The 19,675-nt window shown below is 56.4% G+C and carries 17 protein-coding genes; 11 read left to right on the forward strand and 6 right to left on the reverse strand.

Annotation, left to right across the window (positions count from 1 at the left end):
• Window positions 1-37: 37 nt before the first annotated feature.
• The 3 genes from lptG to QGM61_RS07150 are packed head-to-tail and all read right to left on the reverse strand — an operon-like array spanning window position 38 to window position 2,688.
• Window positions 38-1,111 carry an LPS export ABC transporter permease LptG gene (gene lptG, locus QGM61_RS07140; RefSeq protein ID WP_281132465.1) on the reverse strand — a complete coding sequence of 358 codons (1,074 nt, stop codon included), beginning with the start codon at window positions 1,109-1,111 and terminating at the stop codon, window positions 38-40.
• Window positions 1,108-2,238, reverse strand: a complete 1,131-nt coding sequence (lptF, locus tag QGM61_RS07145; protein ID WP_281132466.1) for an LPS export ABC transporter permease LptF — start codon at window positions 2,236-2,238, stop codon at window positions 1,108-1,110. The genes lptG and lptF overlap by 4 nt, the downstream gene beginning before the upstream one ends.
• Window positions 2,239-2,253: 15 nt before the next feature.
• Window positions 2,254-2,688: an acyl-CoA thioesterase gene (locus tag QGM61_RS07150; RefSeq protein ID WP_281132467.1), complete on the reverse strand. Its 435-nt coding sequence runs from the start codon at window positions 2,686-2,688 to the stop codon at window positions 2,254-2,256.
• A 145-nt stretch (window positions 2,689-2,833) separates the two neighbouring features.
• Here QGM61_RS07150 and QGM61_RS07155 point away from each other — a divergent pair, with 145 nt between their 5' ends.
• From QGM61_RS07155 to QGM61_RS07180, 6 genes are all read left to right on the forward strand, one after another.
• Window positions 2,834-4,324, forward strand: coding sequence for a leucyl aminopeptidase (locus QGM61_RS07155; RefSeq protein ID WP_281132468.1), 1,491 nt, complete (start codon window positions 2,834-2,836; stop codon window positions 4,322-4,324).
• A gap of 95 nt (window positions 4,325-4,419) precedes the next feature.
• Complete coding sequence (locus QGM61_RS07160; RefSeq protein WP_281132469.1) at window positions 4,420-5,316, forward strand: DMT family transporter; 897 nt, start codon at window positions 4,420-4,422, stop codon at window positions 5,314-5,316.
• A gap of 92 nt (window positions 5,317-5,408) precedes the next feature.
• The gene (locus QGM61_RS07165) at window positions 5,409-6,494 is read left to right on the forward strand and encodes an SPASM domain-containing protein (protein ID WP_281132470.1); all 1,086 of its coding nucleotides are present in this window, start codon (window positions 5,409-5,411) and stop codon (window positions 6,492-6,494) included.
• Between the two features lie 110 nt (window positions 6,495-6,604).
• Entirely contained in the window at window positions 6,605-7,783 is a 1,179-nt protein-coding gene (locus tag QGM61_RS07170; protein ID WP_317622149.1) for an ABC transporter substrate-binding protein, read from the forward strand.
• Between the two features lie 50 nt (window positions 7,784-7,833).
• Window positions 7,834-9,516 (forward strand): ABC transporter permease, encoded by a 1,683-nt coding sequence (locus tag QGM61_RS07175; protein WP_281132472.1) that lies wholly within the window; start codon window positions 7,834-7,836, stop codon window positions 9,514-9,516.
• A complete protein-coding gene (locus QGM61_RS07180; protein WP_237133634.1) occupies window positions 9,513-10,142 on the forward strand; it encodes an ATP-binding cassette domain-containing protein in 630 nt (209 codons plus the stop codon). Before QGM61_RS07175 ends, QGM61_RS07180 begins: the two co-directional genes overlap by 4 nt.
• 15 nt (window positions 10,143-10,157) lie before the next feature.
• On the opposite strand, the gene QGM61_RS07185 is transcribed toward QGM61_RS07180, so the two are convergent.
• Complete coding sequence (locus QGM61_RS07185) at window positions 10,158-10,970, reverse strand: DUF547 domain-containing protein (RefSeq protein ID WP_281132473.1); 813 nt, start codon at window positions 10,968-10,970, stop codon at window positions 10,158-10,160.
• Between the two features lie 557 nt (window positions 10,971-11,527).
• On the opposite strand from QGM61_RS07185, the gene QGM61_RS07190 reads away from it, so the two are divergent.
• A complete protein-coding gene (locus QGM61_RS07190) occupies window positions 11,528-14,341 on the forward strand; it encodes a valine--tRNA ligase (RefSeq protein WP_281132474.1) in 2,814 nt (937 codons plus the stop codon).
• A 276-nt stretch (window positions 14,342-14,617) separates the two neighbouring features.
• A complete protein-coding gene (gene katG, locus QGM61_RS07195) occupies window positions 14,618-16,837 on the forward strand; it encodes a catalase/peroxidase HPI (protein WP_281132475.1) in 2,220 nt (739 codons plus the stop codon).
• A 30-nt stretch (window positions 16,838-16,867) separates the two neighbouring features.
• On the opposite strand, the gene QGM61_RS07200 is transcribed toward katG, so the two are convergent.
• Entirely contained in the window at window positions 16,868-17,080 is a 213-nt protein-coding gene (locus QGM61_RS07200) for a helix-turn-helix domain-containing protein (protein WP_272907295.1), read from the reverse strand.
• Window positions 17,081-17,109: 29 nt separating this feature from the next.
• On the reverse strand, window positions 17,110-17,652 hold the full coding sequence (locus QGM61_RS07205; RefSeq protein WP_281132476.1) for a DUF2975 domain-containing protein: 543 nt from the start codon (window positions 17,650-17,652) through the stop codon (window positions 17,110-17,112).
• Between the two features lie 94 nt (window positions 17,653-17,746).
• On the opposite strand from QGM61_RS07205, the gene QGM61_RS07210 reads away from it, so the two are divergent.
• From QGM61_RS07210 to QGM61_RS07220, 3 genes are read left to right on the forward strand one after another with little or no spacing between them, the layout of a single operon-like run.
• Window positions 17,747-18,097, forward strand: a complete 351-nt coding sequence (locus QGM61_RS07210) for a hypothetical protein (protein WP_281132477.1) — start codon at window positions 17,747-17,749, stop codon at window positions 18,095-18,097.
• Between the two features lie 43 nt (window positions 18,098-18,140).
• Window positions 18,141-18,377, forward strand: coding sequence for a hypothetical protein (locus tag QGM61_RS07215; RefSeq protein ID WP_237133628.1), 237 nt, complete (start codon window positions 18,141-18,143; stop codon window positions 18,375-18,377).
• A 15-nt stretch (window positions 18,378-18,392) separates the two neighbouring features.
• Window positions 18,393-19,673: an exonuclease SbcCD subunit D C-terminal domain-containing protein gene (locus QGM61_RS07220; protein WP_281132478.1), complete on the forward strand. Its 1,281-nt coding sequence runs from the start codon at window positions 18,393-18,395 to the stop codon at window positions 19,671-19,673.
• The last annotated feature ends 2 nt before the right edge of the window (window positions 19,674-19,675 follow it).

Here is a 19,675-nt window from a genome sequence, read left to right on the forward strand (position 1 = left end):
TCGGGCAGCGATGCTGAGCTGGCTGGCTGGCGATCAGTCAGACTCTGCGCAGCAGCACGACCCCAATCGACACACACAGCAGTACCGGTAGCAATGCCGCCAGGAACGGGCTGATGCCATACAATAATGTGACAGGCTCAATGGTGCGCTGGACAATGGTAAACACCAGCGATATCGCAATGGCGACAAACACTCGATGTCCCATGGTCGCTTCACGCAGCGGTCCAAATACAAATGATACCGCCAGCAGCACCAGGCTCAGAGTCGCCAGGGGTTGCATCAGTTTTTTCCAGAACGCCAGGTAATAGCTGCTGCTGTCGAGACCCTCGCTGTCAAAATAGCGTGCAAACTGGAACAGACCGCTGATCGACTGACGGTCCGGCCTGACCAGCAATACGCTTAACAGTTCCGGCGACATATCAACGTCCCATCGATACTCCGGCTGGCGACTGCCCTGTAACTGAGTGTCGCCGAATACAGTCTGCTGCACATCATAAAGACGCCAGTAGGACTGACCATCGGTGTCGACATATTCGCCACGCTGCGCAAAGCGGCTGCTTGCTACCCGGCGCTCGACGTTCAGGGAGAAAATGGTGATACCGAACAGCTCGCGCCCGCCCGGCGCAATGGCATTGATGTGAATAAACTGATCACCAATCTTGCGCCATTCCCCCTCATCACTGCTGATCGCCTGACCACCGCTCATGGTCATGGCACGATCACTTTGCGCCTGCTGCTGCAGAGTCGGCGCCACCCATTCACCCAGGACCAGGCCAAACAGCATGACACCCAGCACCGGAATCATCACCCAGCCTATCAGTGTGTGCGTCTTGACACCGGCTGCCTGCATGATCAGCAGTTCCTGACTGGAGGCCAGCACACCCAGCCCGATAATCGCGCCACCCAGAGCAATGTAGGGAAGCAGTTCGTAGACGCTGGTAGGCAGGGTTTTCATCACGTAAGCAAAGGCATTTGCAGCTGTGTAAAACTGATTGGTACTGCCCAGCTCGTCAGCCAGCGTGAAGATCAGATCAATCGTGGTAATCAGGCCCAGCACAATCAGCATTGCGCCAAGCACCGTTCGCGTAACGTATCGGGACAGCATGCTCATGAGGGCTGTCCTTCTGGACCGGGCGCGAGGCGGGAAGCCTGGCTGACCCTGGGCCGACCGCGCAGCATCAGCCACAGACCGCCGGCAAGAAACATCAGATGTACCCACCAGAGTCCGACCAGCACCGGCAGCTCACCTTCTTCGATGGCATCACGGGACACCTGCAGCAGCATGAAATAGACACCATACAGCAGTGCCGCGGGGACCAGTCTGGCAAAACGCCCCTGACGCGGCTCAACTTTGCTCAGGGGCACCGCAATCAAGGACAGAATGGGCAGCAGCAGGACCACTGAAATGCGCCACTGCAGTTCCGCCTGATAGGCCGGATCTGCCGAACCAAGCAGCGCCAGTGTCGGCAGGGCTTTTTCTTCCAGTACTGGCGCTATGCCGACCTGTTCTGGCAGCAGTATGCCCTGCTGCACAAAGTCTGTGATGGTGTAGTCTGCCTGACCTGGCGTGCCGTCATAAAACACACCGTTTTCCAGCAGCATGAAGCGACGCCCGCTGGGCTCGTCGAGCACGGGTCGGGCGGTTTCTGCAATCATCACTCGCAGACCGGACTCGCCTTCCGGCGGCGTTGGGTCTCTGACCACCACAAAGGTATTGTTCAGCTGGCGGCCCTGGCCGGTTTCGGAAATGGTTTCTGCGTAGGTCACACGCTGTCCGCGGTTGAACTCCTGAAACTGTCCGGCAACGATCAGGTCTATTTCGGTCAGTTCCTGCTGCGACTGACGCAATCGTTCGGTCTGCTGCAGACCTGCCGGGGCAGCGTAAAGACTCAGCAGGCCCATCAGCGACGCCAGCATCAAGGCAATCAGGGTAGTCACGCCGAGCAGCCGGCGGCGACTGTAACCACAGGCATGCAGGACAACCAGTTCATTCTCAGCGTACATCCGACCATAAGTGAGCAGTACGGCCAGAAACCACGCGAAGGGTACGATGATAGTGAGAAACTCGGGCAGCCGGAACGACATCAGCAACAGCAGAATATCGGTTGTCATCTGCCCGGCAACGGCATCGCCCAGATACTGCAGAAATCTTGAGGTGAAGGACACTACCAACAGGATCAGTGTGACAGCCGCAGTGACCTGCAGCAGTTGACGGGCAAGGTAGCGAAACAGGATCACTGGGCAGCGTCCCGTTTAAAGTTCACTCTCGCCCACCAGAGTTTTGAAGGCAGGCGGCACCGGGGCGATCTTGTGCTTGTCAAAATCAAAAAACACAACGCCCTGCTTGGCATTGCAGACAACCCGATCCAGCGCGGAGTTGGTGATCTGAAAGCAGATATCGCAGCCGTACTTGTTGAAACGTCCGACACCCACTTCGATGACCAGCACATCCTTGGCAAACGATTCAGAACGATAATCAATGGCCATATCCGTCACGACCATACCCAATCCGAATATATTGGACTCGGTCAGTCCCAGGCTGGCCAGCAGCTGCAAACGCGCTTCATGCAGGATGTGAACCATGGCAACACTGTTGAGGTGGCGGGCGTAATCAAGGTCGCTGAAGCGCACCGGATATTCCATGCTGAACAGGAATTCTTCCGGCATATTGATTTTGACACGTGCCATAACCGCTCCATGCTGCGTGCTGAGAAAATGAGGCGCCAATTTTAATCGTCTGGGGCACTAAAGTACACTTATTGCCATGCCGCGCGTAATTCTCTAGCATGTCAGGCAGTTACCCTTTTGATAACGCACTTTTCAGGAAACTTCTATGAAATTTCAGCTGCTCGCCGACAAGAATCTGGGCAAAAAACACGACTGCCTGGTACTGGGTGTATGCGAAAAAACCGGCCTGCTGGCCGAGGATATCCCGCTGGACGACAAGTTGGCCGCACTGATCAAATCACTGCATAAAGCCGGCGATATCAAAGGCAAAGCGGGCGAGACTTTGCTGGTACCGGTCGCCGACAGCTCATTGACGGATCGACTGCTGCTGGTAGGCGTTGGCGAGAGTGCACCGGCAGAGCCCAAAATCTGGCGTAAGGCGGTCCGTGCCGCCGCTCAGGCCCTGAACAAAACCCCGGCCAAATCGGCCCTGGTGGCGCTGGCACAGGTTCCAGTCAAAGAGCGCGATGGCGAATGGGCTGTCACACAGCTGACCATGGAGCTGGGCAATGCCCAGTATCGTTATGACCAGACCAAAAGCAAAAAAGCCCCGCCACTGAGTCTGAAATCGGTTGGCATTGCAGCACCTACGGGCAGCACCAAAAAGTCGCTGGATCAGGCCCTGCAGGCAGGCCAGGCAATCAGTGCCGGCATGAGTGTGACAAGAGAGCTGGGCAATCTGCCTGGAAATATCTGCACACCGTCATACCTGGCGCAGCGCGCCACAGAAATGGGCCTGAAGTACAAGTCACTGAAAGTCAAAGCGCTAACCGAGAAGCAGATGGAGCGGCTCGGTATGGGTTCATTGCTGTCAGTGGGTCACGGCTCTGATCAGGAGTCCCGCCTGATTGTCATCGAACATAAAGGCACCACAAAAGCCAACAGCCGACCTTATTGTCTGGTTGGCAAGGGCATCACCTTCGACACTGGCGGCATCAGCCTGAAGCCAGGACTGGGCATGGACGAAATGAAGTTCGACATGTGCGGTGCGGCCTCAGTAATAGGTACAATGACAGCCGTGGCAGAACTCAACCTGCCGATTAATGTTGTGGCAGTGATTGCTGCTGCTGAAAACATGCCCAGTGGCCGGGCAACCAAACCTGGCGATATCGTTACCAGCATGTCCGGCAAGACCATCGAGATTCTCAACACTGATGCAGAAGGCCGACTGGTATTGTGTGATGCACTGACCTACGCAGAGCGCTTTAAACCCAAAACTGTCATCGATGTTGCAACGCTGACGGGCGCGGCCGTGGCCACCTTTGGCGACGTCAACACCGCCATGCTGAGCAACCATGACCCTTTGGCTGATGAGCTGTTCAAGATTGGTCAGACCACGCTGGATACCGTCTGGCGCCTGCCCATGAGCGATGAATACCAGGCCCTGCTGGACTCAAATTTTGCTGATATTGCCAATATTGGTGGTCCCAAAGCCGGCACCATCACAGCGGCCTGCTTCCTGTCGCGGTTCACTGAAAAATTCCAGTGGGCACACCTGGATATCGCTGGCACGGCCTGGTTTGGCGGCGCGTTAAAAGGCGCAACCGGACGTCCGGTTCCGCTGCTGGTTGAATACCTGCGTCAACAGAAAGCCTGACACAGCACACAAGAGCCGGCACTTTCTGAACCAGACGCACTCCAGGGTGGCAGTGCGTCTGGCGACCTTAATCATTATTTTCGGGGATTCGGAGCATGTCAGGGCATACCCTGCGCAGCGCCATGATTTTGCTGATCGTCGGCAACGCACTCGCCGTGCTTTCGGATGTGATCGTGAAGCTGATGGGCAGCGACGCACCCATCTTTCAGTTTATCGTAATCAGAACACTGATCACGCTGCTACTGCTGCTTCCGTTTTATCGGCAGTTCAACCACAGGGCGCCATTTGCAGGGCTCAAGGTGCATCTTGTGCGCTCACTGACGGCCCTGCTGGGTGTATTCTGTATGGTCGTGGCGTTGACTACATTGCCGCTGGCAACGGCCAATGCGGTGTTTTATGTGGCTCCCCTGATGGTCATGGTGCTGGCGGTAATGCTGTTCGGCGAAAAACTCACACCGCTGAGTATGCTTGCAGTCGTCAGTGGCTTTGTTGGCACGCTGGTGATTCTGCGGCCAATCGACTTTAACTGGGGCGCACTGGCAGCGCTGGGAAGCGCACTGGCATTGGCCGTCAATGCGGTGCTGGTGCGCTTGCTGCCGAAAGATCAATCCACCGTGCACAAATTGTTTGTCAGCCATTTTTTGATGGTGCCCCCGGCGCTGTTACTGTTCGCCTGGGAATGGTTTTTCTCGGCACCCGGCTGGCGCCTGGATATTGTCAGCTATGCACTGAGTTCCGGCATCCTGATGTTGATATATAGCCTGACGGTGCTGCTGGCCTACCGGACAGTGGATGCCAACCAGGTAACCAGTGCCGAATACACCGGTCTGATCTGGGCCATTGTGATTGGCTGGATCTGGTTTGCCGAGGCACCTGATATCTGGTTTGTCATTGGCAGCTTGATGATTGTTGTGCCACTGGTATTGCTGGGCATTGTGCAAAACAACCGCAGCACAGCACCGGCGGCCTATCGACCACCATCCAGCGGCTGACCGGCAGCGTAATTTCCTGAGACAACACAGGACACAGGCGATTGAGCACTGGTAAACGACAAGCATTAGCAAACAACAAGCAGGAGCAATCGATGGAATCCATCTACTATGTACTTTGCTGGCATTGTCATCGACGCTGCAAACACTGCTATGAAGAACGCTTCCGTCCCTACGTGCGCGAAGAACTGGACGAGGTGGTGAACGAGGCATTGCGAAGCGCACCGGCCATTATCAGCAATTTTCCTGAGACCATGCAGTACCTCGACCGCGATACACCGGACGACAGCACGCCCAGCGGGTTCAAGCTGCGCACCGGCAGAATCATCATTTCGGGCGGCGACGTGCTGACCGACCCAGTGCGGGAGCGCGTGTTATATCCAGCTCTTGAAGCCATCCGCGACAAGTACCGCAACAACGGTGGCGTCAAGGTCATCGTGCAGACCACCGGCGACCTGCTGACTGAAAAGATACTCGACGAACTACTGAGTCGCGGCGTATGGTCGGTTTCTGCAGCAGGTATCGACGATTATCATGTCGGCATGCAGGGTGACAAGAAGCTCGAGCTGGCTGCGAAGCTTCGCGAGATGTTCGAATCTGCCGGCATGATCAGCGTCGCAGAGCATGACAAGCGTCGCGACCTGGACGGCCAGGGCCCGCCGGTATACAGCATGTTTGGTGCAACCGATGATGCCTGGATTGGCAAGATCTGGCCTCGCGGGCGTGCCTGGCAGAACAGCCTGTCCAAAGCCACCATCAAGGACAACTTCTGTAACGCCTGGTCGGGTGGACTGGGTTTTCTGGAGTACGGCTATAACGGATCTGAAGTCTCGATCGACCCCGATGGCAATGTGTTCCCCTGCTGTCTGAAAACCGCTCGGGCGCTGGGCAACCTGACAGAGGAACCACTGACAGACATTCTCGACAGCCTGGCCGGACACCCGGTATTTGAAGCCATCAATGCCGGCAAACCTGAGCGCATGGGCCTTACCCAGGGCCAGTCAGTCAGTGAGTATCTCGCCAACTGCTACACCCACACGCCCGACGGACGTGATTACAGCAATTTGTGTATCGGCTGCGACGCTTTTTTTCGCGACCACCTGGAAACAGTGCTGCACGACCTGCGCAGACAACGACTCGGGCGTCGCCTGCAGATGATACCCACACATCAGACATCCTGAGAGCTGAATAGCTGATGACGTTCTATCTTAAAACGACAGCGTTGACTGAACTGCTCTCAAAACCGCTCCGACGCTTAGCGAAACACAAGTCACGGACCTTGGTCGGCTGTATGCTTTTCACGGCGCTGGCCCATGGCCAGCAAGCTGACCCGGCAGACTGGACGGCGGTGGAGGATCAGGCTCGCAATCGGCCACTGTATTTTTATGCCTGGGGTGGTGATCAGCAGACCAATACCTACCTGAACTGGGTTGCCAGCGAACTGGCGGAACGCCATGACATTGATATGACGCATGTGCGTTTGAGCGATACAGCGGATGCCGTCGCTCGAGTGCTGGCGGAAAAACAGGCAGGCAATTCAGATCGCGGCGCAGTGGACCTGTTGTGGCTGAACGGTGAGAATTTTGCCAGCATGAAGGACAATGACCTGCTGTTTGGCCCCTGGGCTGAACAATTGCCAAACTACGCACTGGTCAATGCCGATGCCAATCCTGATGTCAGATCTGACTTTACCGTACCAGTGGACGGGTATGAGTCGCCCTGGCTGCGGGCGCATCTGGTGTTTTATTACGACAGCGCCTATGTGGCTTCGGCGCCTGTCAGTGTGAGCGAGCTGCTCGACTGGGCAGAACGCTACCCAGGCGAATTCACCTACCCCCGGCCGCCAAACTTTCTGGGCACAACGTTTTTAAAGCAGGCATTGCTGGAGCTGGTGTCAGACACATCGGTGTTGTATACGCCTGTTGGTGACAGCGATTTCAATGCGGTCACTGCCCCTCTCTGGGATTTCCTGGACGCCCTGCATCCCAATCTGCTGCGCCAGGGTCGCAATTTCCCTGCCAACGGGGCGGAGCTTCGCCGCCTGATGGTCGACGGTGAAATTGCGCTGGCGATTTCTTTTAATCCGACTGAAGCGGTCAACAGTGTGGCGCGCGGTGAATTGCCGGACAGCGTCCGTACGCACCTGCCCCAACGTGGCACACTGGCGAATGTCAGTTTCCTCGCGATCCCATTCAACGCCAGCCACAAGGCTGCCGCGATGGTGGCAGCCAACTTTCTGTTGTCACCCGAGGCCCAGTTGCGCGCGCAGGATCCCGATCACATGGGTGGCACAGCCGTTATCGATATAACTGTCCTGTCGCAGCAATGGCAGGATCAATTCGCGGCGACACGCCAGTCACACCCTGCAGCCCCTGCAGCGATGACGGGCACGACCGCACTGCAGGAGCCGCACCCCAGCTGGATGGACGCGCTGGAGGCAGCCTGGATGGCGCGTTATGTCAGCCGCTGAAGGCTCTTCGGTGTCAATGAAACAGTCTAAGCACAACAGGGCCGGCTGAAATGCTGAGAGCTGCGCCAGCACTGATGGTCATTTTACTGGTCATTCCCGTTTTATTGGGACTGGCCGCCGTGGTATTGCCAGCCTTCGGCTACCTGCCCGTCCTGGGTCTGACAGATCCCGGCCTGTCTGTCTGGCGCGAACTGCTGGAAGTGCCAGGCATAGGCCATAGTGTTGCACTTAGTCTTGCCGCCGGCGTCATCACACCAATGCTGGCCCTGCTGCTGGTCATGTTGTTTCTTGCTGCAGTCAGCGGCACCCGATGGGCGCGGATCATGCGCCAACTGGTGGCGCCACTGCTCGCAGTACCCCATGCGGCAGCCGCCTTCGGTCTGGCCTTCCTGATTGCACCTTCCGGGCTTGCACTGCGCCTGTTGTCACCGGAATTGAGTGGCTGGCAACGTCCCCCTGATCTGCTGATCCTCAACGATCCGCTGGGCCTGTCGATGATGGCGGGACTTGTTCTCAAGGAAATCCCTTTCCTGTTACTCATGGCACTGGCCGTACTGCCACAGTTGCAGGCGGACCAACGTGTCGCCATGGCACGGACACTGGGATACCGTCCGGTCTACGCATGGCTGTGGACCGTGGCACCTGCTCTCTACCCGCTGCTGCGACTTCCGTTGTTTGCCGTTATCGCCTTCGCCTCCGCCACCGTCGATGTGGCGCTGATTCTGGGCCCGTCTTTGCCACCGCCGCTGAGCGTCCGCATCGTAGGCTGGTTCGCTGACTCCGACCTGACAACCCGTATGCTGGCATCGGCAGCGGCGCTGTTGCAGCTGACGGTCACGCTGTCAGCCATTGCCATCTGGCTGATAGCGGAGCGGCTGCTGAAACCGCTACTTAGACAACTGAGTCTGCGTGGCATCCGTCGACGGGGGCAGGCGACAGTCAATTTTATTGGCCGCAGCACGCTGTTAGTGACGCTTGGCACGTTGATGCTCAGTCTGCTGGTTCTCTGCCTGCAGGCATTCGCAGGACTCTGGCGCTTTCCGGACAATCTGCCAACAGCATGGACAATTCAGCACTGGCAGAGTGTGGGCAGTGTGCTCAACACGCCGTTGGGCAATACGCTGTTGCTGGGCCTGACATCGGTGTTATTCACCGTGGCACTTGTGCTGGCGGCACTGGAATACGAATCCCGACGCGGCCTGGCACCACAACGATTACTTTGGGCCATATATATTCCGCTGCTGGTGCCTCAGGTGGCATTTTTGTATGGGCTGACGCTGATGCTGGAACAGCTGCGCTGGCAGCCAGGCTTGCTGGTCGTCGGATTTGCCCACTGTCTGTTTGTGCTGCCCTACGTCTATCTGACATTGGCGGACCCCTACCGACGCCTGGACCCGCGCTGGCAGCAACTCGCTGCGACGCTGGGCGCCTCCCCCATGCGTGTCTGGTGGCGGATCAAGTTGCCGCTGCTGCTCGCGCCAATAGCCACTGCCTGTGCTGTCGGGTTTGCTGTGAGCATCGGTCAGTACCTGGCAACTTTATTGACAGGTGCAGGACGGGTCAGCACACTGACGACCGAAGCGGTTGCGCTGGCTTCGGGTGGGACACGTGGCCCTATTGTAGTATGGGCATTGATGCAGACACTGCTCCCCATGCTGGGTTTCGCGCTGGCACTGGCCCTGCCACGAATTATCTGGCGCCATCGAAAGGCGATGCGAGGTTCACTGACATGACTGGCATGACCCTGCGCCTGCAGGATATTGAAATCACCCTCAAAGGTCAGCGCCTTCTGCAAATCAATGCACAGATCGAACCCGGCGCCACACTGACTGTCATGGGTCCATCTGGCGCCGGAAAGTCCTCGCTGCTGGCATACATTGCCGGCTTTCTTGCGCCGGAATTTCAGGCTCAGGGTGAGATATGGCTGGGCGAACGCTGTCTGAACGGGCTGCCGCCTGAACAGCGCAAAGTGGGATTGTTGTTCCAGGACCCTTTGCTGTTTCCGCATCTATCGGTTGCGCAGAACCTTACCTTTGCGTTGCCTGCCGACGTACCGGATCGATCAGCACGCGTCGAACTGGCACTTGAGAATGTGGGTCTGGCGGGTTTTGCTGAGCGCGATCCCGCCACGCTATCCGGTGGCCAGAAAGCACGCGTGTCATTGCAGCGGCTGCTACTGTCCAATCCGCACGCTGTGCTGTTGGATGAACCTTTTTCTCGGCTGGACAGTCATCTGCGCCAGGAAGTTCGACAGCATGTGTTTCAGACCCTGCGCGATGCCAGTCTGCCTGCCATCCTGGTGACGCATGATGCTGAGGATGCCCGCGCTGCAGATGGCACTGTGATTGAGCTTGGCTGAAAGTTACAAAGTTTGTTACGAATCCGGAATATCATTCAGGGCCCAGTCATAATCCAGATAGCGTATTGCCATATCGCCGCTCAGGAGTGCATCAGCCTGCTCTGCTGTCGCGCCCAGCGCTGAGGCGTAGTCGGCAAGGAACTCACCCACCCTCTGATACCCCATCCAGCCTTGCTCAAAATCCTCAGGATACCAGCGGAAGATCTCTGAGACGCGGGCACGGCCGTCCTCGATTCGATTGCGCGAACGGTCTGCCAGGAACAGTCGCGTCTGCTCATCCAGCTGTGCAGCCAGCTGCTCACCGGTATACGCCTCATTGCGAAGCGCCGGACAGCCGATGCTGGCGCAATTGACCGCAAAGTGAATCAACGGATTATTGTAACGATTCCAGCCGCGAATCATGTCGTGCTCGACATTGTCCAGCGTATAGCGTTCACCAAACAGCTCGACAATATCCTGACCCCAGGGCGAGCCGAACCAGCCACCAATGTCGCGAATGGAGTCGATGTCCGGATACTCGGTCAGAATGAGCTCCACAGTCCAGGCATTGTAGGCGTTGATCAAGAACGCCAGCTGCTCATCCTGCGCCCACTGTTCAAAATCCTCACGCGAGACAGCCGCCAGCGCATCCAGATAAGCCCGCAGCGCCGCCCTGTCATCATTCATACCCTGGTAATCGACCTGAGTCGCCTGCCCGCCATCAATCACCCGCACATGCTCCTGCAGCAACGCCGTCCAGGCCTGATGATCAATCTCAGCATGCACCGGCGCCGCATACACCAGCAGCCACAAGGCAGCCACCCGAGCAAAAACACCCAATCGATTCACAAAATCCCCCACGCTCTCCAATCAACAACCGGTAGCCATTATCTATCAGATTTTACGCAACCCCGTCCCTCTTGGATGGCTTCGATCCGGTCCGGCCCCAAGGGAACGGGGTAAGTCTGCATTGGGGACGCCCGTGAATACATCTGGCCGCCATGGATGGCGGTCATGCCGGTTTTGCAGGAGCAATAGCCGCCAATGACGCATGACACCCTAGCGGCCTTGTGCCCGCCAGATTAAAAGCATACCCGGTGCAGTGATACTGCTGAAGATTTCACGGTCTGACGGCGGATGGTCTCCGCGCTTTGCAGGATGGCACTGAGGCCTTGGGGTGTCGGGGGTAGCTGCGTGGAGCGCCGCCAGCCAGGGATGGCTGGCGACGAGCCCCCCACGGATGGGTTCACGGGCGTCTCCAGAGCAACTACCCCCGGCATCCCAAGGCCGGAGCCGATCAATACGGGTTGCAGCAAACCCGGATGATCGCTGCAAATGTGGCACTGCATCAGGTATAATCCCGGGCTTTCCGACATTGAGCCATCGCAGAGACCCCCCGAGCATCCATGGACAAGACCTACCAGCCCCAAGACATCGAACAACAGTGGTACCAGACCTGGGAATCGCGTAACTACTTTGCCCCCAGCGGCGAAGGCGACTCCTACAGTATTGTGATACCGCCCCCGAACGTCACAGGTCGCCTGCACATGGGTCACGGTTTCCAGAATGCCATCATGGATGCACTGATCCGTTACCACCGCATGATGGGGCGCAACACCCTCTGGCAGGTGGGTACCGACCACGCAGGCATTGCCACCCAGATGGTGGTCGAGCGTCGTCTGGAGCGCGAGGGTGTCAAACGCACTGAGCTGGGTCGCGACAAGTTTCTTGATGAAGTCTGGAAGTGGAAAGAAGAGTCCGGCGGCATCATCACGCAGCAGATCCGCCGCCTGGGTGGTTCCATCGACTGGACACGTGAACGCTTCACCATGGACGAAGGGCTGTCTGCGGCCGTGGAAGAAGTGTTTGTCCGCCTCTATGACGAGGGTCTGATCTATCGCGGCAATCGTCTGGTTAACTGGGATCCGAAACTGCACACGGCAGTTTCTGATCTGGAAGTGATCAATGAGGAAGAAGACGGCTTTTTCTGGTACTTCAATTATCCGTTGGCGGACGGTGCCACAACCGACAATGGCGAGACCTTCATCACCATCGCCACCACGCGCCCGGAAACGCTGCTGGGTGACACCGCAGTTGCGGTCAATCCGAAAGATCCGCGTTTCAAGTCACTGATCGGCAAATGGATAGACCTGCCCCTTTGCGATCGGCGCATACCAATTATTGCGGATGATTACGTCGATCCGGAGTTTGGTACTGGCTGCGTAAAAATCACGCCCGCCCACGATTTTAATGACTATGAAGTTGGCAAGCGCCACGACCTGGAAATGATCAATATTTTCACGATCGATGCCGCCATCAACGACAATGCGCCACAGGCCTATCGTGGTATGGACCGCTTTGATGCACGCAAGCAGGTCGTGGCTGATATGGAAAGCGCCGGGCTGCTCGCCAAGGTCGAGCCACACAAATTAAAAGTACCACGCGGCGACAGAACCGGCGTAGTCATTGAGCCCTACCTGACCAACCAATGGTATGTGGCAGTCAAATCGCTGGCCGAACCAGCCATCAAGGCGGTCGAGGACGGCGATATTGAATTTGTGCCAAAGAACTGGGAAAACACCTATTTTGCCTGGATGCGCGACATTCAGGACTGGTGTATTTCACGTCAGCTATGGTGGGGACATCGCATACCGGCCTGGTATGACGCCGAAGGCAAGATCTATGTCGGACGCAGCGAAGCCCAGGTGCGGGAAAAGTACAAACTGCCTGAGAACCTGGCCCTGCAGCAGGATGAAGACGTGCTGGACACCTGGTTCTCGTCTGCACTGTGGACCTTCTCAACGCTGGGCTGGCCGGATGACCCGGAAACCCTGAAAACCTTCCATCCGACCGATGTACTGGTCACCGGTTTCGACATCATCTTTTTCTGGGTAGCCCGGATGATCATGATGACACTGAAATTCACCGGCGAGATCCCGTTCAAGAAGGTATACATCACCGGCCTGGTCCGCGATGAAAACGGACAGAAGATGTCCAAGTCCAAAGGCAATGTGCTGGACCCGATCGACCTGATCGACGGTATCAGCCTGGATGATCTGGTTGCCAAGCGTACAGAAGGCCTGATGCAGCCGCAGCTCGAGAAGAAAATCGAGAAGTTTACCCGTGAGTCGTTCCCGGATGGCATTACCGGTTATGGCACCGATGCGCTTCGCTACACCTACTACTCGCTGGCATCCACCGGCCGTGACATCAAGTTCGATGTCAGCCGCATGGAGGGTTACCGCAACTTCTGCAACAAGATCTGGAATGCCTCGCGCTACGTGATCATGAACACCGAAGAGAAGGGAATTCAGTTTTCTGCCTCTGATGTGGCCACACTGCGCGACGATCCAAATCTGAGCCTGGCCGATCACTGGATTCTTTCGCGTCTGCAGCAGACCGTCGCCCAGGTACATGATCACATGGGCAACTACCGTTTTGACCTGATGTCACAGACCATCTACGACTTCTTCTGGAACGAGTACTGTGACTGGTATGTGGAGCTGTCCAAGCCCGTGCTCTGGGATGCCGACAATCAGCCGGAGAAGGCCCGCGCTGCCCGCCTGACCCTGTTGACAGTGCTGGAAACCAGCCTGCGTATGGTGCACCCGCTGATGCCATTTATCACCGAAGAAATCTGGCAGAAGATCGCCACCTTGATCGGCATCGAAACCAGCAACACCAGTATCATGCTGCAGGCCTATCCGGCCGTGGATAATGCCTTGATCAATCCTCAGGCAGAGTCCGACATCGACTGGGTCAAGGGCGTGATCATTGGTATTCGAAATATTCGCGGCGAGATGAATATCGCCCCTGGCAAACAGTTCCCGGCGCTGCTGGGCAACACCACCGAGCAGGACCGCCGACGTCTTGATGAAAATCTGGCCAACCTGCTGAAACTGGCAAAACTGTCGGAGCTGCGTGCATTGCGGGCAGGCGAATCGGCACCGGTCAGCGCCACACAGCTGTATCAGGACATGGAGATTCTGGTACCACTGGCTGACCTGATCGACAAGGATGTGGAAATCGCGCGACTTGAAAAAGAGATAGCGAAACTGGAGAAAAACCTGCAGGCGATCAATGGCAAACTGGGCAATGCACGGTTTGTCGACAACGCCCCGGCAGAAATCGTGGCTACCGAGCGTGAACGACAGCGCGCTGTGGAAAGCTCCGTGGCCGCATTGCAGGACAAGCTGAATACCATCAAGTCGCTGGCGTAATCTTACCGCCACACTCCGCGAACGCCGCCAGCCATCGCAGGCTGGCCGGCGCTCTGACATCTGAACAATCGCTCTGGCGCACATCATCTATCCGGAACATTAGCTCGTAGTGTCTTGTAGGGCCGAAACGTGAATGCGTTCTGACGGCCCAATCGATACATATTTTCTATCGATTTATTGCAAAAACAAGATTCTCTATATCAAGCAAAGCGCGCTATAGTGCTTGAGTACAAGACATCACCCTCAAACAATTCATGCAGAACAATGGAGTGAGTTATGGACCGTCAAAACGAAAACAGCGCTGGCAAATGCCCCGTGATGCACGGCTCCCGCACCCAGATGGGCGGCAAAGGCACGGGAGTGCAGGACTGGTGGCCCAACCAGTTGAACCTGGGCATCCTGCATCAACACTCGCCGAAATCGAATCCACTGGGCGATGACTTCAACTATGCTGATGCATTCAAGTCACTCGACCTGGCAGCTGTCAAGAAAGACCTCGAAGCCTTAATGACCGACTCCAAAGACTGGTGGCCGGCTGACTACGGTCACTATGGTCCGTTTTTTATTCGTATGGCCTGGCACAGTGCTGGCACCTACCGTATGGGTGATGGCCGCGGCGGTGCTGGCACTGGCGCTCAGCGTTTCGCACCGCTTGGCAGCTGGCCCGACAACGGCAACCTGGATAAAGCCCGTCGCCTGCTTTGGCCGATCAAAAAGAAGTATGGCAACAAACTTTCCTGGGCTGACCTGTACATCCTTACTGGTAATGTTGCACTGGAATCGATGGGATTCAAAACATTCGGCTTTGCCGGCGGTCGCGCCGACATCTACCAACCTGAAGAAGATATCTACTGGGGTGCGGAAGACGAGTGGCTGGCCACCAGTGACAAACCCAACAGCCGTTATTCTGGCGAGCGCGAGCTGGAAAACCCCCTGGCTGCCGTGCAGATGGGTCTGATCTACGTAAATCCGGAAGGCCCGGATGGCAATCCTGATCCGCTGCTTTCTGCCAAAGACATCCGCGAGACCTTCAAGCGCATGGCCATGGACGATTACGAAACCGTTGCATTGACCGCTGGCGGTCATACCTTCGGCAAAACCCACGGTGCCGGTGACCCCTCCCATGTTGGTCCTGAGCCGGAAGCAGCTCCGATCGAGCAGATGGGCACGGGCTGGAAGAGCAGCTACAAAAGCGGTAAAGGCCGCGATGCGATAACCAGCGGACTGGAAGGTGCATGGACGCCCACGCCGACAAAGTGGGACATGAGCTACTTCGATGTTCTGTTCGGTTATGAATGGGAACTGACCAAGAGTCCGGCTGGCGCTAACCAGTGGCAGCCCAAGAACCTGGCTGACAAAGACAAGGCACCCGACGCCGAAGATGCATCACAGAAAGTCGGCATCATGATGTCGACGGCCGACATGGCCATGCGGGAAGATCCTGAGTACCGCAAAATCTCCCAGCACTTCCACAAGAACCCGGAAGAGTTTGCCGATGCTTTCGCGCGAGCTTGGTTTAAACTGACGCACCGTGACATGGGGCCGAAGTCTCGCTATCTCGGGCCGGAAGTGCCAGCCGAAGACCTGATCTGGCAGGATCCGGTACCTGCAGTTGATCACGAGCTTATCAACGACAAGGACATTGCTGATCTCAAGGCGAAGATTCTAGGCTCCGGTCTGACCGTCTCCGAGCTGGTTTACACAGCATGGTCTTCTGCCTCAACTTTCCGTGGTTCCGACATGCGCGGCGGCGCGAACGGTGCGCGTATCCGCCTGGCACCCCAGAAAGACTGGGAAGTAAACCAGCCGGAACAACTGGCCAAAGTGCTGGGCAAACTGGAAGCCATTCAGTCTGAATTCAACAGTTCACAGTCAGGCAAACAGGTCTCACTGGCTGACCTGATTGTACTGGGCGGCAGCGCTGCCGTTGAAAAGGCTGCCAAGGATGCCGGTCACAGCATTGCTGTACCATTTGCGCCAGGTCGCACCGATACGACTCAGGAAATGACAGATGCGGAATCTTTCGATCCACTGCGTCCCGAAGCAGACGGCTTCCGCAACTATCGCCGCGCCGCGTTTACGGTGTCAGATGAAGAAATGCTGGTCGACAAAGCCCAGCTGCTGCAACTGAGCGCACCAGAGATGACTGTGCTGGTGGGCGGACTGCGTGTATTGAACGCCAACTACAAAGGCGCCAAACACGGCGTATTGACCAAAACACCTGGCAATCTGACCAATGACTTCTTTGTCAACCTGACTGATCTGGACCTCGAGTGGGCGCCGGTCAAGGGTGAAGACAATGTGTTCGAAGCCCGCGATCGCAAGTCCGGAGAAGTAAAATGGACAGGCACCCGCGTGGATCTGGTTTTCGGTTCCAACTCACAGTTGCGGGCACTGTCAGAGGTCTACGCCCAGGACGACGCCAAAGAAAAATTCGTCAAGGATTTTGTGGCGGCCTGGACCAAGGTGATGAACGCTGATCGTTTTGATCTGTAATACCTCACTGTAAAACACCAACGAGCGCCATCATTCGGCTTCGCCGTCTGATGGCGCTTCGTTTTCGCCAGCTACATACCTAAGAATGTCACCCGGCTGACATTCAAGAAATTCACATATCTTTTCCAGCGTCGCGAAGCGAATACCCTTCACCCTGCCTGTCTTCAACAGCGAGATATTCTGCTCTGTTATTCCGACATAAGCGGCCAGCTCTTTGGATCGCTTTTTGCGGATAGCCAGCATTGCATCGAGGTTTACGATAATCGCCACTGTCAGACAAATGCCTCGTTTTCTGACTGGATGCGATGTCCCTCGTGTAGAACCCAGGCCACCGCCAACAACAGACCGGCGATAAACAGCTGTCCCAGATCATTGCTGCCCGTACTCAGGGTAATCGCCCGTTGTCCAGGCGGATTACTCATGGTCAGTATCAGGCTGAGCAGCGCGCTGATGAGCGGCGAAATCAACACTGTGATGAACAGCATGCGTGCGAACACCAGCAGGTTTGCTGCAGCTCTGTCATTAAAGATCTCGCCGCGACGGAACTGCCCAAACAACATGCGCAAATGCCAGACACCCCACATCATCAGACCAAGCGGAAGTGCACTGACCATGGCGCCCAGCACCAGATTCAGGGTGCCGACATATTCCGGTCTGATCGGTAGCTGCTGGAGTGTCTGCCAACGTGGACCCAGTGTTTCGAAACTCAACCAGATCACTAGCAGCATCACGGGCGCCAACACCAGATACAGTGTGCAGGCGATCTGCATCAGCCTGCTGATACGGCCTATCCGCACCAGATGATTCATTGCCATGCCCTCCTGGACAGAACACAAAAATTGCACTATTGACATCGTAAAACAATATTTTATTATTGTAAAACAATAATTATCTGGAGGTATTCGAATCATGAGGACCTTATTTCTGGTTTGCCTGTTTGTCGCTGCAGCGCCAGTCAAGGCACTGACCTGGCTGGAACTGCACCAGGAAATCCAGTCTGTCGAGCAGGGCAACCCCGCCAATACAGCCATAATCCAGCGTATGAGTGACATCACGACTGCACTTTTCACCTACCACCGCACTGCCGTCAACGCAGAGCTGGCAACCCTGTTCTGTCCCCCTTCAGGTGGTTCAATGGGCCTTGATGAAATTGTCTCGATCGTACGCCAGCAGGCCGCGGAGGCAGACGTGCAGGACGATTATCTGGTAGAGTCTCTGCTGCTGAGCGGCCTGCAGCAACGCTTCCCCTGCAGCCGTTGATATAACAATCGACACGACCGATAACTGCCAAGCAGGAGCAAGGATGAGTGCTTTTCCAAGGGATGATCTGTTGGATACCATCCCCGATGTCAGGGATGGACTGACCCGTGTTGAGCGAATAATCCTTAAAGTGCTGCATGATACGCAACAGGAACTGGGTGGACGTTCTGTATCCACCATCATGCTGTATGGCCGTGTCTGCGAGATCATCGACATCAGCCAGGACGAGCTGCAGCGGCATTTGCAGCGTCTGACCGGCAAACTGAATCCACCCAATTAACGAACACCCCCGAACATGACACTTCGCGTCTTACATACTTCAGACTGGCATCTGGGCCGCAGTCTTTACGGCCACAAACGTTATGAAGAATTTGACTGCATGCTGGATTGGATGGTCAGCACCATTGAGACGGAGTTCATTGATGTACTTCTGATCGCGGGTGACATTTTCGACACCACCACCCCCAGCAACCGCGCTATGCAGCAGTATTACGACTTTCTGCGCCGGGTCAGCGCAACACAGTGCCAGCACATTGTGATCATCGGCGGTAATCATGATTCACCCACATTCCTGAATGCTCCCCGGCAACTGCTACAGGCACTGAATGTCCACGTTGTTGGTGCCGCGCTGGATGATCCGGCAGAAGAAGTTCTGCTGCTCAGAGATTCACAGCAGCAGCCCATGATGATCGTCTGCGCAGTCCCCTACCTGCGCGACCGCGATATTCGACAATCTGAGGCCGGCGAATCCATGGCCGACAAGGAGCAGAAACTGCTGTCGGGCATCGCCCTGCACTACCAGCAGGTTGTGGCAGCTGCAGAAACACTGCGAGCCGAACCTGGCAGCACCGAAACGTCTGTGAAAAAGAGTGAGACCGGTATTGATGTACCCATCATAGGTATGGGCCACCTGTTTACCGCAGGCGCACAGACTGTGGAAGACGATGGCGTCCGTGATCTGTATGTCGGCTCGCTGGCACATGTAAGCCCTGACATCTTCCCTTCATCTCTGGATTATGTGGCGCTGGGCCACCTGCATGTACCTCAGGCTGTCGGCGGGAATACCTACATCCGTTACAGCGGCTCACCGCTGCCGATGGGCTTTGGTGAGGCGACCCAGCAAAAGTCGGTCTGCCTGCTGGAGTTCCGGGGCCGCGAACCGCAGCTGAAGTTGTTGCCTGTACCAGTCTTTCAACGCCTGCGTCAGTGCCGCGGTGACCTTGAAACATTGCAGGATGCCCTGCGTGATGTCGCGGAACTGCCTGGCGACACCTGGGTCGAGCTGGTGTACACCAGTCAGCGTCGACAGCCTGAGCTGCGCGAAAAACTGGAATCCTTCGCCGCCGATATAGGCGCAGGACGACTCACCGTGCTGAGGATAAAACACCCTCAGGCAGTCCAGCGAGCCTTAAGCCAGAGCGACGACGAACAGACGCTGGATGAACTGACACCAGAGGATGTTTTTGAACGTTGTCTCAGCCAGCATGAGGTTCCGATGGATGAACGCGAGGAGCTGCGAAGCCTTTACAGCGAGATCGTCAACGACATGCAAACAGCAGATCGGCGGGCTGAATAAAC

Source organism: Pseudohongiella sp. SYSU M77423, assembly GCF_029911965.1.
GTDB lineage: Bacteria > Pseudomonadota > Gammaproteobacteria > Pseudomonadales > Pseudohongiellaceae > Pseudohongiella.